The sequence below is a fragment of the Streptomyces sp. NPDC043996 genome (assembly GCF_056435225.1).
In genome coordinates this window covers 369,661-386,911 of the sequence record NZ_JBWKEY010000008.1, presented here as the reverse complement: position 1 = coordinate 386,911, position 17,251 = coordinate 369,661, and the positions used below count along the sequence as shown (strand labels likewise).

The following is a 17,251-nucleotide window of genomic DNA, read 5'->3' as shown; positions in this document are numbered from 1 at the left end:
GGCCGTGGCAGTGGCGGAGGTGTGCCCGGTCGGGGAGGGGTTCGGGATGGGGTCGCTGCCTGGGCGGGGCTTGGGGATCGGGTGCTCGCGGGCTTCCCGGGAGCCGTTTCGTTTCGCTGGGTGCTCGCCGTGCACTTGCGTGAGCGGCGCGCGGTCGCCCGCGAGATCCAGGTGCTCACGGACCTCCTCGCCGACGACCCCGACGACCGGGAAGCCGTGCGCTTCCTCGCCCGCGCGTACGCCGCCGCCGACCGCCTCGACGACGCCGTGGCGCTGCTGCGCTCCCGCATCGCGGACCCGCCCGGGCCGGACGACGAGCCCTTCGTCGAGCTGATCGTGCTGCTGCTCTCCGGGCGGATGCACCCCGAGGCCCAGCGCTGGGACGAGGAGCTGGCCCGCATTACCGGCGGCCGCCGGGTCAACGACGGCCTGCCCTCCGCGGGCAACGCCCCCGCGCCACCCGCACCGCAGCCGGTGTTCGCGGTCCTGGAGGACGGCAAGCTCCTCATCGACCCCCAGACCGGAAACGTACCGCCGGGCGAGATCCGCACCCAGATCTGGGCGGCGATGATCGCGGGCAGCCCGGACGGCGCCGAGCGGCTGCGGCTCCTGGCCGAGGACGAGCCCCTGATCGCCGCCAAGGTGGCGAAGGTCCTCGGCGTGCCCCTGGTGACCCGGATCCAGCGCGAGGCACAGGAGCTGATCGGCCGCGGCGAACACCACTTCCACCGCGGCGAGTACGCCGACGCGGCCCGCTACTACCAACAGGCCCTGGCCGTCGACCCGGACAGCTCCCTGGCCCTGCTCATGATCGGCGACGTGCACTACGTACGCCGTGAGATGGGCCTCGCCCGGGTCCACTTCCAGGAGTCCCTCGCCGTCGAGGAGACACCGATGGCGTGGCGGTTCCTCGGCGACACCTTCCGCGACAGCCTCGACGGCACGGAGGAGGCCCGCCGCTGCTACACCCGCGCGCTGGCCATCGACCCCGGCTACGGCGGGGCACGGCAGGCACTCGACGGACTCCCGCCGCGCACCGAACCGAGCGCCCCGCCCCAGACCGCCGAGACCACCCCGCCCGCCGCACCGGCGGCCACCCCCGGAAACACCGGAAACACCGGAAACACCGGAAACACCGGAAACACCGGAAACACCGGAAACACCGGGAACACCGAGAACGCCGAGAACGCCGAGAACGCGGGGAAGCCCGAGGTTCCCGCGCCGCACGCCCCGGCCCGCTTCGGCGCCCCCTACGGCGGCCCCATCGGACTGCCCACGTCCGGACCGGTCGGCGGCACCGGCGTCAAGGCCGAGCTGCCCGCCGAGCTCGAAGCCGCCATGCGCGAGCGCGTGCCCGGCGCCGCCGCCCTCTTCGACGCCGCCGCCGACGACGGCCGCTTCACCGACTGGCTGCGCGACGAGGCCCCGGAACACTGGCAGGAGGCCGTCGACATCCTGCGGACGATGGTCTTCCAATGGGCCTTCAAGGCGGGCGACTTCGAGCGCTCCCTGCTGCTCGCCCGGCGCGGCGTGCAGATCGCCGAGCACCTGGACACGCAGTGGCCCACGGGCGAGGAGGAGGAACCGGGCCGGGCACGGCTGCTCGCCGACGCCCTGAAGCAGGCCGCGGGTGTCCTCGACGACATGGGGCGCTACAGCGAGGCCTACGACCTGCTGCGCCAGGCCGAGCGCTGGCTGGAGGCCGACGAGCACGAGCGCGAGCGCGCGGGCCGCGACCCCTGGCTCGGCTTCGAGGAGTACAACCACCTGGAAGTGTGGGCCGCGCTGTTCGCATCCCTCGCCCGGGTCGCGCGCCGCTGCGGCGACGCGGCGGCGGCGGAGGACTACCAGCGCAGGCTCGACGAGATCACCGCCGACGTCCCGGCCAGCGACCACGACCGGATCGTCTCCCTCGTGGAACTCGCCGTCGCCTGGCACGAACTGGGGGAGGAGGAGCGCTCCCTGAGCTGGTTCCACCAGGCCCTGCCGCTCGCCGAACGCGAGGCGCTGCGCGTCCCCGTGCCCGTCGCCCTCGCCACCGTCCACCACTACCTGGGCACCGTCCTGTGCGAACTCGGCCTGCCCCGCATGGCGCTGCACCACCTCGCCGAGGCCCGCGCCCGCAACTCCGGCAACGCCGACCGCCTGGCCCAGGACTGGCTGGCCACCGCCTCCGTGCTGCGCCGCTGGCCCGACCTCGGCATCGCCGTGCTCGCCTACGAACAGGTCCTGCGCCTCTCGGGCGTCCCGGGCAGCAAGGGCGACCCCCTGTTCTGGGCGCCGCGCGGCGAGCCCACGGCGACGACCGGGCACCGCGTGCTGTCCGCCGAGCGCGCCTGGCCCGCGATCCTGCCCATGGCCCACGCGGCCTGGGAGTCCGGCGAGACGTACACGGCCACCGACGTCCTCGAACTCGGCGTCGACCTGGCCGACCTGGTGCGCGCCGCCGAGCCGAACCCCGAACGCCGCATGCACCTGCAGGACGAACGGGCCGAGGCGTATGAACTCCTCACCCGCTTCCGCCTCCAGCGCGCCGAGCGGGAAGCCGCGCGGGAGGCCGAGCCGGACGCCGCCGGGGACGGCGCGGAGCCCGACCCGTCCAAGGACCCCGGCCACCACATCGCCGCCGCCTTCACCGCCTCCGAGCGGCTGCGCGCCCGGTCCCTGCTCGACGCCATGAGCACCGCCCAGCTGCGCGCGCCCGACGGCGTCCCGCGCGCCCTGCTCGACGACGAGGCCGCGCTCCTGAGCGAGCGCGCCGCCGTCGCGGCCGCCCCCACCGTGGACTGGAAGCGCCACTACGAACTCACCGCGCGGCTCGACGCGGTGTGGCGGGACCTCGCCGCCCGCGGGCCGCGCGCGGAGGAGTACGTCGCGGTGCGCCGCGCCAGCGTCATGGCCCCCGGCGCGGTCGCCGCCGAACTCGCCGGGCAGCGCACCGTGGTGGCCTCGTACGCGCTGCTCGACACCGGACAGATCGCCCTGTTCACGGTCGGCGGCGACGGTGACGGCGGCGGTGACGGGACCCCGGTGTGCGTGACCCCCATCGACGCCGACGGCGCCGCGGTACTGCGCTTCATCGAGGACAACCTGGGCAGCGCGGGCAGCGTCCGCGAGATGGCCGAGGACATGCCGGGGCTCTTCCACCGCGTCCTCGACCCGCTCGTCGCGCCCCTGGCCGGGCTCACCCGCCCCGAGGACACGGTCCTCATCTGCCCCACCGGCGCCCTGCACCACGTGCCCTTCCACGCCCTGTGCCCCGACGGCTCCGGCACCCTCATCGACCGCAACCCCGTCGCGTATCTGCCCACGGTGTCGCTGCTGCGCACGCTCGACCACCGCGCGCCCGTCGCGGGCGGCGGCGCCGTCGTCCTCGGCGACCCGGGCGGCGATCTGCCGCACGCGCGCGGCGAGGCCAAGGCCCTTGCCGAGCGGCTCGGCTGCGCGCCGCTGCTCGGCGAGGGCGCGACGCGTGCCGCGGTCCTTCGCGGCCTGCCCGGCGCCGCGGTGTTCCACGCCGCCTGCCACGCCTCGTTCGACGCCGAGGACCCGCTGTCCTCCGGGCTCGTCCTCGCCGACGGCGTCCTGACGGCCCGCGACATCCTGCGGCAGGACTGGCACGGCGTGCGGCTCGCGGTCCTGTCCGCGTGCGAGACCGGCCTCGGCCGCACCAGCCGCACCGACGACACCCTCGGCCTGAGCTGGTCCCTGCTGTTCGCGGGCGTACGGTCCCTGGTGATGAGCCTGTGGCGGGTCCCGGACGCCACGACGGCGGCCCTCATGGGCGACTTCCACGACCTGACCGCGGCCGGTGCGGCCCCCGGCCAGGCGCTGCGCACCGCCACGCTCGCCGCCCGCGACCGCGTCGGCGGCGGCCGGCTGGAGAGCTGGGCGCCGTTCTGCCTGCTCGGCGACTGGCGCGCCCCGAGCGTCGACCCCCGTCCCACGACCCCTGGGAGCACCGCATGCTGACCGCCACCGGACTGCCCGCCGGATTCGAGCTGCTCGACCTCGTCACCCCGGCCGTCGAGGAGGACGAGCGGGACCGGGACGCCGCCCCCGTCGACGAGACCACCGTGCGGCTGCTGCGGCGCGAGACCCGCATCGGCCTTGCCCGCGGCGAGGTCCGGCGGGTGCCCGGCGCGGCCGCGGGCCGTGCGGGCTACGACATCCCGCTGATCTGCGTGGTCCAGACGCACCCCGAGACCGATGTGCGCTGGTCGCGCCTGGTGATCGACCTGTCCGTGTCACCCGGCGCCCTGGTGGCGGACATGTCGCCCACCCTGGTGGAGGGCGAGAGCCCGGTGGAGCTGGAGACCACCATGGGCGCGGGCCTCAGCTTCAACGTCGCGGCCTCCGCGCTCGGCGCCCAGCTCTCCCCGCAGGTCACCCGGCGCAAGACGGTGTACTGCCCGCGGATCACGTCGTCCGGCGTCGGATTCACCACCGCCTACTGGGACTTCCGCACCTCCGACCGCGAGTTCCTGCACGTGAACGAGGAACTGCGGCTCCTCGTCTCGGCCCCGGACGGCGCCCCCGTCGAGGCCGCGGTCACCCTGCGCGCCAGGATCGTGCCCAAGGGCATCGGCCGGGTCGTCCGCCTGACGGGCAAGCTGGGCGGCATCGAGAGCCGCTGCCGCTTCGCGTGACGCGGCGCGCCGGGGCCTCCCTCAGTCGTCGGCGAGGCGCACCGCGCCCGTGCTCTCCCGCTCGATGAGCGTCGGCAGTGGCACCTGCACCGTGCCCGCGGGGGCGTCGTCGAGGAGGCCGAGGAGTTCGCGCGCCGCCGTCCGCCCGAAGGACACCGTGTCCCGGGAAAGGGCCGTGAGCCAGGGGTGCACCATGCGGCACAGCGCCGAGTCCTCCCAGGCCACGACCGACACGTCGGCGGGCACGGCGAAGCCGAGGGAGGCCGCGGCGGCCACCCCGGCGACGGCCATCACGTCGTTGTCGTAGACCAGGGCCGTCGGCGGGGTGGTGGAGCGCAGGACGCGGCGGGTCACGGCGGCGCCCTCCGCGTCCGAGTAGTCGGTGGTCACCGAGCGCACCCCGCTGAGGCCCCGGCGCTCGGCCTCGGCGCGCAGGGTGCGCACGCGCCGCTCGGTGTGGGCGAGGCCGGGAAGCCCGGCGATGTGCACGATCCGCCGGTGGCCGAGCGCGTGCAGATGGCCGACGACGGCCGCCATCGCGCCCGCGTCGTCGGCCCACACCGTCGACAGGCCGGAGCGCGGCGGCCGTTCGGCGTCGGGCACGCCGCCGGTGACCACCGCGGGCAGCCCCAGCTCCTCCAGGAGCGCGGGGCGCGGGTCGTCCGTGCGCGGGTCCACGACCAGGACGCCGTCGACGCGGTGCTCGGCCCACCAGCGGCGATAGGCCGCGCACTCCGCCTCGACGTCCTCCACCACCTGGAAAAGGAGGCCCAGCTGCCGCTCGGCGAGGACCTCCTGGATGCCCGAGATCAGCTGGAGGAAGAACGAGTCGACGCCGAGCGTGGCGGCGGGCCGCGCCACCACCAGGCCGACCGTCGCCGAGCCCTCGCCGGACAGGGCGCGCGCCGCGGTGCTCGGCCGCCAGCCCAGCTGCTCGGCGACCCTGCGCACCCGGTCGCGGGTCACCTCGGACACCCCGGGCCGGTCGTTGAGCGCGAAGGAGACGGCGCTCTCGGAGACCCCGGCGCGCCGGGCGATGTCCTTCATGGTCGGCCGGCGCGCCGGTGACCGCTTGCCTTGCACCCCTTGCCCCTCTCTGCCTGCGGCGACCGCGTGTCACTGCCCGCGAGGACGGCTCGCGCCCCCAACACGGCCACGACGGCCGCGACGGTCACGAGCCACTACGGCCACGACGGCACGACAGCGGTGCGTACTAATGCGCTTGAGCTCGCACACCCTAAAGCGCATTAGCTGATCCTGGCAAGGCATTCAACGCACCTGTCTGACCTGCGAGTTAGCAGATGAGAACGGGAGCGGGAAAAGCGAATCCCGGCGCATCCATTGACTTTTCACCGGAACGCCGTGCAGGGTCTGCCTCGGCGCGATTCGTCGCGGCCGCCATCGCCTCCGGTGGCCGCCGCCGCCACCCGCCGGGCCGAGCAAAGGAGCCGTTCACCGTGCGTCATTTCCGGATATCCCGCAGCCCTCGCAGGGCGGTCACCGCCGCTGCCGCACTCGCCGTCCTGCTGCCCCTGAGCGCCTGCGGCGGCGATGACGACGGCGGCTCGACCGACGCCTCCGGCAAGGTCGAGGGCAAGATCACCTTCCAGACCTGGAACCTCAAGGCGAACTTCAAGTCGTACTTCGAGGGCCTGGTCGACGACTTCGAGAAGAAGTACCCGGGCACGGAGGTGAGATGGGTCGACCAGCCCGGCGAGGGCTACGCCGACAAGATCAGCGCCGACGCGGCCGGAGGCACCCTGCCCGACGTCGTCAACGTCTCGCCCGACCTGGTGGCCCCGCTCGCCAAGGCGGGCATCGCGCTCGACCTCGACAAGGCGGCGGGCAAGTACGAGAAGGAGTACCTGCCGGGCGCCTGGAAGAGCCACGAGGTCCCGGGCCTCGAGGGCACGTACGCCTTCCCCTGGTACCTGAACACCGGGCCGCTGTTCTACAACAAGCGGCTGTTCAAGGAGGCGGGCCTGGACGCGGCCAAGCCGCCGAAGACGTACGACGAGCTCTTCGACGACGCCCTGGAGATCTCCAAGAAGAGCGACGGCGACATCGCGACCCTCGCCAACGTCCCCACCGTCGAGGACTTCGGCCGCTACGGCGTCCCGCTGATGAACAAGGAGGGCACCGCCTTCACCTTCAACGACGCGAAGGGCGTCGAGCTGCTCACCAAGTACAAGAAGCTGTACGACGCCAAGGCGCTTGACCCGCAGGCGCTCACGGCCACGCCCGAGTCGACCGGCAAGAAGTTCCTCACCGAGGCCGTCGCCATGAACCCGGGCAGCGCGCTGGACCTGGAGAAGTTCAAGAAGGACGCCCCGGGCCTGTACAAGAACATCGGCATCACGCCGCAGATCAGCAGCACCGGCAAGGACAACATGTACGTGATGGGCGTGATGGTGAACAAGCGCACCAAGCAGACGCCCGCCGCCGTCGCCTTCGCGCACTTCGTCACCGACGCGCAGCGCCAGATGTCCTTCGCCAAGAAGGTCGCCATCTTCCCCAGCACCCAGGGCTCCCTCGACGACCCGTACTTCACCAAGGAGGACGGCACCGACGCGACGCGCGTGCGGATCGCCGCCGCCAAGTCCCTGAAGACGGCCGTGAACTACACGCCCGTGCTGTTCAGCGAGCAGATGAAGGTGGCTCTGCGCAACTCCGTCGCCAAGGCGCTGCAGGGCAAGGAGAGCCCCAAGGAAGCGCTTGACAACGCTGTCAAGCAGTGTGACCGGCTGCTCCAGCAGAGCTGATCCGCGAGCCAGGGAACGTCAGCCATGAAGAGTCCAAGTTCCGCCGCCGCCCCGGTGCGGCCCGCCGGTGGAGCCGCCGCGGCCGGCCGGCGGACCGCCGCCGGGGATGCGGGCGCCCGTCGCCGCCGAGTCCGCCGCCAACTGCCCACCAGCCCCTGGCTGTTCGCGGCCCCCGGCCTCGTGATCGTCGGCTGGTTCATCCTCTACCCGTTCGTCAGCACCGTCGCCAACGCCTTCACCGACAAGCGGCAGCTGGTGGACGGCGAGTACGTCGGCCTCGCCAACTTCCGCGAGCTCCTGCACGACGAGATGTTCTGGATCGGCCTGCGCAACAGCACCCTGTACGTCCTCGTGGTGGTGCCCGCGCTCGTGATCCTGCCGCTGCTCCTCGCGCTCCTCGTGCAGAAGCAGATCCCCGGCATCACGTTCTTCCGGTCCGCGTTCTACACCCCCGTGGTCGCCTCCATCGTCGTCGTCGGCCTGATCTGGGTCTGGATGCTCGACGAGCGGGGCCTGGTGAACGCCGTCCTGGAGGCGGTGGGCGTCGGCAAGGTCGGCTTCCTCAGCGACCAGTGGCTGCTGCTGTTCTCCGCCATGGCCGTCACGGTCTGGAAGGGCCTCGGCTACTACATGATCATTTACCTGGCGGCGCTCGCGAACGTACCCCGTGAGCTGCACGAGGCCGCCGCCGTCGACGGCGCGGGACCGGTCCGCCGCTTCTTCAGCGTCACCGTGCCCGCCGTGCGCTCCACCATGGTCCTGGTCGCCGCGCTGTCCTCGGTGGCCGCGTTCAAGGTGTTCTCCGAGGTGTATCTGATGGCGGGCCCGACCGGCGGGCCCGCGGGCGAGGACACCACCCTGGTGATGCTGGTGCAGCGCACCGGCACCGGCCTGACAGGACGGGTGGGCTACGCCTCCGCGATCTCCGTCGTCATCTTCGTCGTCACCGTCGCGCTGATGCTGCTCGTGCTGCGCGCGGACCGGAAGGAGGACCGGTGACGCACACCACGGACACCGAGGCGGCTCCCGGGCGGGGCTCCGCGCCGCGCGCCCGCAAGTGGCGGGTGCGGGACGAGAACGGGCGGCGCATGCCCGTCTGGGAACTGGCCCTGCGCTATCTGCTGCTGCTCGCCGTCCTCGCCCTGATGGTCGGCCCGTTCCTGTGGCAGCTCTCGACGTCCCTGAAGGGCCCGCACGAGAACATCTTCAGCTCCCCGCCGAAGTTCCTGCCCTCCGACCCGACGCTGCACAACTACGAGCGCGTCTCCGACACCATCCCCGTGTGGGACTACGCCTTCAACTCCCTGAAGGTCGCCGCCGCGAACGTCTTCACCAACTGCGTGGGCGCGGCCCTCGCCGGATACGCCCTGGCCCGGCTGCGCTACCGCGGCCGCAAGGCGGCCACGCTGGTGTTCATCCTTGCCATGCTGGTGCCCGTCGAGGGCATCATCATCGCCCAGTTCACGACCATGCGGGACCTCGGCCTGAACAACACCCTCATCGGCGTGCTCCTTCCGGGCTGCGTGTCCGCGCTGAACGTCCTGCTGATGCGCAACGCGTTCCTCAACGTCCCGTACGAGATCGAGGAGGCGGCGTTCGTCGACGGGGCGAACGTGTGGCAGCGGTTCGTGCGCATCGCGCTGCCCGCTGTGAAGGGCACCCTCGCCGTCGTCGCGATCTTCGCGTTCATGGGTGCCTGGGACGACTTCCTGTGGCCGCTGATCGTCCTGAGCGACCCGGACAAGTTCACCCTCACCATCGGCCTCAACTATCTGCACGGCACCTTCGCCAACGACGAGCGCCTCGTCGCCGCGGGCACCGTCATCGCCGTGCTGCCGCTGATCGTCCTGTTCGCCTGCCTCCAGCGGTACTTCTTCCGCGGGGTCGGCGAGGGCGCGGTCAAGGGCTGACACCCGCCCGCACCACCCGCACCGTCCTCGGGCACGTCCGTCCTCGGGCACGTCCTCGGACACGTTCTGGAGAACCAGGATCCGCATGACGTCAGAAGAAACCTCCGGTACGGCCCCCGCCGCGCCGCCCCGCTTCGGCGCCAACTACACCCCGAGCGAAGGGTGGTTCCACCACTGGCTCGACTTCGATCCCGACGCCGTACGCCGTGACCTCGACGCCATCGCCGCGCTCGGCCTCGACCACATCCGGGTGTTCCCGATCTGGCCGTACTTCCAGCCCAACCGCACTCTGATCCGCCCGCGCGCCGTCGAGCAGCTCGTCACCCTCGCCGACGCCGCCGCCGAGCGCGGGCTCGACGTCAACGTCGACGGCCTCCAGGGCCATGTGTCCAGCTTCGACTTCCTGCCCGCCTGGACCCAGACCTGGCACCGGCGCAACCTCTTCACCGACCCGGACGTGGTCTCCGGCCAGCGGGAGTACCTGCGCACCCTGGCCGCCGCCCTCGCGGACCGGCCCAACTTCATCGGCATGACCATCGGCAACGAGATCAACCAGTTCGCCTCAGGGCCGCACCCCGACCCCGACCGCATCACCCAGGAGCAGGCCGAAGCCTGGCTGCGGCAGGTGCTCGACGCGTGCGAGGAGGGCGCCCCCGGGCGGCTCCACCTGCACGCCGAGTACGACGCCGCCTGGTACCAGGACGACCAGCCCTTCACCCCCGCGCAGGCCGCGCGGCTCGGCTCCGTCACCGCCGTGCACTCCTGGGTGTTCAACGGCACCGCGCAGCGGCACGGGCGCGACGGCGTCGCCACCGGGCAGCACGCCGCGTACCTCATCGAGCTGTCCAAGGCGTGGGCCCTCGACCCGCGGCGGCCCGTGTGGCTCCAGGAGGTCGGCGCGCCCGCCCCGCTCATCCCGGCGGAGCACGCGGCCGTGTTCACCGAGGCCACCGTGAGCGCCGCGCTCGACTGCGCGGACGTGTGGGGCGTGACGTGGTGGTGCTCCCACGACGTGTCGCGCTCCCTGGCCGACTTCCCCGAACTCGAGTACAACCTCGGCCTGCTGACGAACGAGGGCAGGGTGAAGCCCGCCGGGGCCGCGTTGGCGCGGCTCGCGAAGGAGCGGTGGCCTGCGCCCGCGGTGCGGAGCACGGCCGTGGTGGTCGATGTCGGCCCCCGTGCCTCGCGGCGCTCCGTGTGTGCTCCCGGTGGGGCCGTCTTCGAGGCGTTCGCTCGGCTGGTGGGGGAGGGGGTGCGGCCCGCGCTCGTTCTCGCCGAACGGGCCGGGGACGGGGGGTACCTGGCGGAGCGCGGCATCACGGAGGTGATCCGCCCGGCCGACGTCCTCTGACCGCCGCCTGGCCTGATCCCTCGCGGGGCGCCCCAGGCCCGCCCCTTCCCGCTCCGGGTGCGGCTGCCCCCGTTCCCCCGCTCAAAGCAATCGGCCTTCGGCCTCGTCCTCAAACGCCGGACGGGCTGAAATCCGTCTCAGCCACGGCCGGGGATCTTCAGCCCGTCCGGCGTTTGAGGACGAGCCGCGGAGCGGCGATAAACGGGGGTCCAGGGGGCGGAGCCCCCTGGTTTCGGGAAAGGGGCGGGATTGGGGAGGCCCCCGGCAGGGCCCCCGCCTCAGCCACCCACCTGCGACGACCTATGGAGACATCCCGCATGCACGACAACCGCAAGCTCATAGAAGGCCGGCTCAAGCGCGTCCTCGACGAGCGGATCCGCCCGGCGGTCTACCCGGAGTCCATCCCCCTGGAGGTGGCCGTCTGGAACGCCCCGGGCGAGCCGGTCCCCGTGGCGGAAGGCATCGCCGCGACGCCGGAGCCCACCGCGGCGGGCGCCCGCTGGGGCGCCCCCTGGGGCACCAGCTGGTTCCACGTGAAGGGCACGGTCCCGGCCGCCTGGGCGGGCCGCACCGTGGAGGCGATCCTCGACCTCGGCTTCGACGAGAACATGCCGGGCTTCCAGTGCGAGGGCCTCGTCTACCGCCCCGACGGCACCCCCGTGAAGGGCCTCAACCCCCGCAACCAGTGGGTGCGGATCGCCGCCCCCGCCGAGGGCGGCGAGACGGTGGACCTGCGCGTGGAGGCCGCCTCCAACCCCGTCATCCTCGACTACCACCCCTTCCTGCCGACCCAGCTCGGCGACAAGGAGACGGCGGGCAGCGAGCCGCAGTACCGACTGGAGCGCATGGACCTCGCCGTCTTCGACGAGACGGTGTGGCAGCTCGTCATGGACCTGGAGGTCCTCGGCGAGCTGATGGCGGAGCTGCCCGAGGACGGAGGGCGCCGCCACGAGATCCTGCGCGCGGTCGACCGCGCCCTGGACGCCGTGGACCTCCAGGACGTGAACGGCACGGCCGCCGCGGCCCGCGCCTGCCTGGCGGAGGTCCTCGCCGCGCCCGCGCACGACTCCGCGCACCGGGTCAGCGCCGTCGGCCACGCGCACATCGACTCGGCGTGGCTGTGGCCGCTGCGCGAGACGGTGCGCAAGGTGGCCCGTACCACCTCCAACATGACCGCGCTCCTCGAGGACGACCCGGACTTCGTCTTCGCCATGTCGCAGGCGCAGCAGTGGGCGTGGGTGAAGGAGCACCGGCCCGAGGTGTGGGCGCGGGTGAAGAAGGCCGTCGCCGACGGGCGGTTCGTGCCCACGGGCGGCATGTGGGTGGAGGCGGACACGAACATGCCGGGCTCGGAGGCGATGGCCCGTCAGTTCGTGCACGGCAAGCGGTTCTTCCTGGAGGAGTTCGGCGTCGAGAACGACGAGGCCTGGCTGCCGGACACCTTCGGCTTCGCCGCCGGGTTGCCGCAGATCATCAAGGCCGCCGGGTCCAAGTGGCTGCTCACGCAGAAGATCTCCTGGTCGCAGACCAACAAGTTCCCGCACCACACCTTCCAGTGGGAGGGCATCGACGGCACCCGGATCTTCACGCACTTCCCGCCGGTCGACACCTACAACTGCGCCATGAAGGGCAGCGAGATCGCCCACGCCGCGCGGAACTTCAAGGACAAGGGCGTCGCCCGGCACTCGCTCGCGCCCACCGGCTGGGGCGACGGGGGCGGCGGCACCACCCGCGAGATGATCGCGAAGGCGGGCCGGATGAGGAACCTGGAGGGCTCGCCGACCGTTCAGTGGGAGAGTCCGGCGGAGTTCTTCGAGAAGGCCGAGGCCGAGTATCCGAACGCGCCGGTGTGGGTGGGCGAGCTCTATCTGGAGCTGCACCGCGCGACGCTGACCAGCCAGGCGGGCACCAAGCAGGGCAACCGCCGCAGCGAGCACCTGCTGCGGGAGGCGGAGCTGTGGGCGGCGACGGCCGCGGTCCGGGCCGGATTCCCGTATCCGTACGAGGAGTTGGACCGGATCTGGAAGACGGTCCTGCTGCACCAGTTCCACGACATCCTGCCCGGCTCGTCGATCGCCTGGGTGCACCGCGAGGCCCGTGCGACGTACGCGGCCCTCGCGGACGATCTCAACGCGATCATCGACGCCGCCCAGCGGGCCCTCGCGGGCGAGGGCTCCCGCACGCTGCTCTTCAACTCCACGCCTCACACCCTTGAGGGCGTGCCCGCGGGCGGTGCCAAGGCCCCCGAGCCCCGGGGGACGTCGACGATCGCCGCCCGCGCGGACGGCGGCCACGTCCTGGACAACGGACTGCTGCGGGTGGAGATCGACGCGCGCGGCCTGGTGGTCTCCGCGTACGACCTCGTCGTGGAGCGGGAGACGGTCGCGCCGGGGCAGGCCGCGAACCTGCCGCAGCTGCACGCCGACTTCCCGAACATGTGGGACGCGTGGGACGTCGACGAGTTCTACCGCCACACGGTCACGGATCTGACGGAGGCGGCGGAGGTGGCGCCCGGCGACGGCGCGTCCGTCCGCGTCGTGCGCCGCTTCGGCGACTCCACGATGACGCAGGTGCTGACCCTCGCGCCCGGCCAGCACCGGCTCGACATCGACACCGAGGTCGACTGGCACGAGACGGAGAAGTTCCTCAAGCTGTCCTTCCCGCTCGACCTGCGCGCCGAGCGGTACGCCTCCGAGACGCAGTTCGGGCACTTCTACCGGCCCACCCACACCAACACCAGCTGGGAGGCCGCCAAGTTCGAGGCGTGCAACCACCGGTTCGTGCACCTGGACGAGCCCGGCTGGTGGGGCGTGGCGCTGGTCAACGACTCGACGTACGGCCACGACGTGACCCGCACCGTGCGGGAGGACGACGGGGGTACGACCACCACCGTGCGGGCGTCGCTGCTTCGCGCGCCGCGCTTCCCCGACCCCGAGACCGACCAGGGCGTCCACCGCTTCCGGCACGCGCTGGTGCCCGGGGCGCACATCCTGGACGCGGTGCGCGAGGGCTACCGCGTGAACCTGCCCGAGCGGCGGGTCACCGGAGGGGCCACGGAGGTCGCTCCGCTGGTCACCGCCGACAACGACGCCGTGGTCATCACGGCCGTCAAGCTCGCCGACGACGGCAGCGGCGATGTGGTCGTCCGCTTCCACGAGGCCCGTGGCGGACGCGCCCGCACCAGGCTGTGGTGCGACTTCGACGCCGCAGGCGTCGAGGTGACGGACCTGCTGGAGCGGCCCCTGGCCGGAGCCGAGGCGCCCGAGCGCGACGGGGACGCCCTCGCCGTGTCGCTGCGCCCGTTCGAGCTGGTGACGCTGCGGGTGCGCAGGGGCTGACGGGGCCGTCCCTTCGCGTGGTCGTCCCGAGGCGGAGGAGACCGCTGTTCCGCTCAGCGGACCTTCGCTGGCCTCTCCCGGGCGCCCCTCGGCATAGTCGACACGCCCGCGTGCTCCCGTGCGCGGGCGTGGCGACGGCTTCCACGGACCGAGGGAGAACGATGAACGAGTCGCAGAGAGACGCCTTACCGGGTCGCCGCGGCGTGCTGCGCGCGGGTGCGGCGGCCGCGGTGGCCGCTGGTGTCCTGGGGGCCGCGGCGCCGACCGCGGCCGGGCGCTCGGCCCGCGGCGGGCGGGCCCCGAGCGACGGCAGCACGTTCATGGCCTGGCGTGGGCTCGGTGACGACCAGCGGATCTTCTGGAACGGCGTGCGCGGTGACGGCGGCTGGTCCGGCGCGCAGCCGGTGCCCGGCGCGTTCGGCAGCGCGGGCGTCGCCCTCGCGGGCGTCTCCGGCGGCTCGCTGCACCTGGCGTGGAAGGGCGCCGGGGGCGACGAGCGCGTCTGGTGGTCATACGGGGACGGCGCGTCCTGGTCGGGTCCGCAGCCCGTGCCGGGCGCCCTCACCAGCGTCGGTCCGGCGCTCGCCCCGTACGCGGGGGTGTTCATGGCGTGGAAGGGCGTCACGGGGGACCAGCGGATCTTCTGGAACAGCCGCTACGGCGGCTGGTCGGGGGCGCAGGTCGTCCCCGGCGCCCTCACCGGCTTCGGGCCCGCCCTCGCGGTCGACCACATCGGCACCTATGGCGTGCCGCGCATGGCGTGGAAGGGCGTCGACGGGGACGAGCGCGTGTTCTGGAACACCTACCGGGGCGGCACCACCGGCACCAACGACTGGACGGGCGCGCAGCCGGTGCCGGGGGCGTTCAGCAGCGCCGGGGTCGCGCTCGCGGGGCCGCCCGGGGGCGGCCTGTACCTGGCGTGGAAGGGCGCGGGGGGCGACGAACGCGTCTGGTGGAGCCAGCTCTTCGCCAACTCCACGTCCTGGACGACGCCCCAGCCGGTTCCCGGCGCCCTCAGCAGCGTCGGCCCGGCCCTCGCCGTCCACTCCGAGTTCCTCTACCTGACCTGGAAGGGCGCGGGCGGCGACGAGCGCGTCTGGTGGAGCAGGCGCCACCCCACCAGCACATGGACCCCGCCACAGCCGGTGCCCGGCGCCCTGACGGCCTTCCGCCCGGCGCTGGCGACGGTCGGTCTGTGAGCTCCGGCCCCCGGTGAGGCGGTGTTGTCAGTGGCGGCGGCGACAATCCCGACATGACCTCACCCGAACAACTCGACGCCCTCCTCACCGACTTGGGGCTGGACGAGGCGGCCACGTTCACGGCCGTGCGCGGCGTTGACGAGGACGCCGTGATCCGGCTCTTCGGCGGCGACCCCGGGCGGGCCCGGCCCATGCGGCTTGAGGATCTGCGCGAGGATGAGGACGGCGGCGCGATCGTGGTGTCCCGCTCGGGCCCGACGGTCGTCGTCGTGGAGAACAGCCAGCATGAGGGCGGCCGTGAGGAGGTGCTCCGTCCGCTCTCGCGCCTCGGCCGCACCGCCAGCGCCTTCTGGAACGTCAGCGGGGCGAACCGGCTCAGCCTGGCCGAGGACGGACTCGTCTCGTCCGCGCTCGACGTGCTGGTGCCCGAGGACGCGTTCGGCGCGCGCCCCGGCGCCTGGGAACCCTTCCTGGAAGGCCTGGCCTTGGGGATCCGCCCGGGGTGGGGCTCCAGCCTCGTGGCCGTCGAGCGTGCGACGGGCGCGCGGTTCGACGCGGCGTGGGTGCGGGGCCCGCACCGCGTCGTGGAGGTCGAGCCGGTGCCGGAGTACGTGCTGCCGCAGTCGCTCGTGGACTCGCCGCTGCTGAAGCGGGAGCCCTTCGCGGGCTATCTGGCGGACCTGGGGCCCGCGCAGCGGGGGCGGATGCGCCGGCACGCCCTCGAACTCGCCCTGGCGCACGCACAGATAGACGGCCACCCGCTGGCCGCCGCGGCCCTCGTAGCGGACGGGATGCCGTCCGCCGCGAGGGCGCGGCTGCGTGACGAGCTCACCGCCGCGTCCGACACGTACCGCGCGCGGGCCCGCGCGATGTACGAGGAGGAGGGCGACGACTTCGAACCCGCCTGGGAGAGCCCCGCGCACCTGGTCCTCCGCCAGGCCATCGCGTTCCGTGTGCTCGCCGACCGCGTCGTGCCGGACGTGCTCCCGGGCTGTCTGCCGGACATCATGTCCGACCTGGTCATGGTGATGACGGGGGTCGGGGAGCGGGTCGCCGAGTTCTGGATGGTCGCGCACCTGCACGACGCGGCGGGGCGAGCGGGCTGACCGGCGGCGCGTCAGCGCTCTGATGTCAGGAAGTCCCACAGCAACGCGTGGAAGACGTCCGGCCGTTCCATGTTCGGGTAGTGCGCGGTGCCCGCGACGGACGCGGTGCGGCCCCGGGGCACGGAGTGGGCCAGGCGTTCGGCCATGGCGGTGTTGTCGGCCGTGTCCAGCTCGCCGGTGACGGCCAGGACGGGGACGGGGAGCCGGGCGGCGCGGGCCCAGGTGTCGGTGACGGGGACGAGCAGCGAGGGCTCGGCGCCGCTGTGCTTGGCGACGGTCCGCTCCGTCATCTCCCGCAGGCGCCGTACGACGTCCTGGTCGACGTCGGCGAGGGTGCGGCGCGGGCCCGCCGCGAACAGCATCGTCGCGTCGACGAACGCCTCGGCGTCCCCGGCGGCCGTGGCCCTGGCCCACTCGGCCTGGATGGCGGTGACCCACGGGTCGGTGAACTCGGGCTCGCTGGTGCCCGCGCCGACGACCACCAAGTCGCTGACGAGGTCCGGGTGTTCAAGGGCGGTGTCGACCGCGATGCCCGCGCCCATCGAGAGCCCGACGAGCACCGCGGGGCCGACGTCGAGATGGCGCAGGAGCGCGGCCAGGTCGTCGGTCTGGCGGAACGGCACGGTCGCGTTCGCGGACGCGCCGTGGCCGCGGGCGTCCGGGGCGATGACCCGGTGGTGCCGGGCGAGCACCGCGATCTGGTCGTCCCACATGCGGTGGTCGAGGAAACCGCCGTGGAGGAGCACCACCGGTTCGCCCGCGCCGGTGTCGTGGTAGGCGAGCGTGCCGTCCTGGGTGGGGAACGCGCGCAGCTGGTCACCGCGCGCCTCGTACACAACAGAAGCGTCAGTCATGACAACCAAAGTGTCAAAGTTGATGAGGAATGGCAACTGGGTTGTCGTGATGGGTACTCAGGTGTCACAGTGAGAACCTGGG

Annotated in this window: 11 protein-coding genes; 9 read left to right on the top strand and 2 right to left on the bottom strand. The window is 73.0% G+C overall.

Features of this window, described 5'->3' with window-relative positions; all coding sequences use genetic code 11:
• The first annotated feature begins 120 nt into the window (after window positions 1-120).
• Together AC07A4_RS22920 and AC07A4_RS22915 are read left to right on the top strand one after the other, a co-directional pair.
• On the top strand, window positions 121-3,972 hold the full coding sequence (locus tag AC07A4_RS22920; protein WP_478601565.1) for a CHAT domain-containing protein: 3,852 nt from the start codon (window positions 121-123) through the stop codon (window positions 3,970-3,972).
• Window positions 3,966-4,649 (top strand): hypothetical protein, encoded by a 684-nt coding sequence (locus tag AC07A4_RS22915; RefSeq protein ID WP_478601563.1) that lies wholly within the window; start codon window positions 3,966-3,968, stop codon window positions 4,647-4,649. Before AC07A4_RS22920 ends, AC07A4_RS22915 begins: the two co-directional genes overlap by 7 nt.
• Before the next feature lie 21 nt (window positions 4,650-4,670).
• Here the strand turns inward: AC07A4_RS22915 and AC07A4_RS22910 are convergent, their stop codons facing one another.
• Entirely contained in the window at window positions 4,671-5,696 is a 1,026-nt protein-coding gene (locus tag AC07A4_RS22910) for a LacI family DNA-binding transcriptional regulator (protein ID WP_478601561.1), read from the bottom strand.
• Window positions 5,697-6,106: 410 nt separating this feature from the next.
• Between AC07A4_RS22910 and AC07A4_RS22905 the strand changes: the two genes are divergently transcribed.
• The 7 genes from AC07A4_RS22905 to AC07A4_RS22875 all read left to right on the top strand — a co-directional run bounded on the left by AC07A4_RS22905 (window position 6,107) and on the right by AC07A4_RS22875 (window position 16,315).
• Window positions 6,107-7,411: an extracellular solute-binding protein gene (locus AC07A4_RS22905; RefSeq protein ID WP_478601559.1), complete on the top strand. Its 1,305-nt coding sequence runs from the start codon at window positions 6,107-6,109 to the stop codon at window positions 7,409-7,411.
• Window positions 7,412-7,435: 24 nt separating this feature from the next.
• The gene (locus AC07A4_RS22900; RefSeq protein ID WP_478601557.1) at window positions 7,436-8,410 is read left to right on the top strand and encodes a carbohydrate ABC transporter permease; all 975 of its coding nucleotides are present in this window, start codon (window positions 7,436-7,438) and stop codon (window positions 8,408-8,410) included.
• Window positions 8,411-8,499: 89 nt separating this feature from the next.
• A complete protein-coding gene (locus AC07A4_RS22895) occupies window positions 8,500-9,321 on the top strand; it encodes a carbohydrate ABC transporter permease (protein ID WP_478601712.1) in 822 nt (273 codons plus the stop codon).
• A gap of 85 nt (window positions 9,322-9,406) precedes the next feature.
• A complete protein-coding gene (locus tag AC07A4_RS22890) occupies window positions 9,407-10,672 on the top strand; it encodes a glycoside hydrolase 5 family protein (protein WP_478601555.1) in 1,266 nt (421 codons plus the stop codon).
• A gap of 317 nt (window positions 10,673-10,989) precedes the next feature.
• Entirely contained in the window at window positions 10,990-14,010 is a 3,021-nt protein-coding gene (locus AC07A4_RS22885; protein ID WP_478601553.1) for an alpha-mannosidase, read from the top strand.
• A gap of 161 nt (window positions 14,011-14,171) precedes the next feature.
• Window positions 14,172-15,209 carry a hypothetical protein gene (locus AC07A4_RS22880; protein ID WP_478601551.1) on the top strand — a complete coding sequence of 346 codons (1,038 nt, stop codon included), beginning with the start codon at window positions 14,172-14,174 and terminating at the stop codon, window positions 15,207-15,209.
• A 53-nt stretch (window positions 15,210-15,262) separates the two neighbouring features.
• Entirely contained in the window at window positions 15,263-16,315 is a 1,053-nt protein-coding gene (locus AC07A4_RS22875) for a hypothetical protein (RefSeq protein WP_478601549.1), read from the top strand.
• Between the two features lie 11 nt (window positions 16,316-16,326).
• Here the strand turns inward: AC07A4_RS22875 and AC07A4_RS22870 are convergent, their stop codons facing one another.
• Window positions 16,327-17,169 carry an alpha/beta fold hydrolase gene (locus AC07A4_RS22870; RefSeq protein ID WP_478601547.1) on the bottom strand — a complete coding sequence of 281 codons (843 nt, stop codon included), beginning with the start codon at window positions 17,167-17,169 and terminating at the stop codon, window positions 16,327-16,329.
• Window positions 17,170-17,251 lie beyond the last annotated feature (82 nt).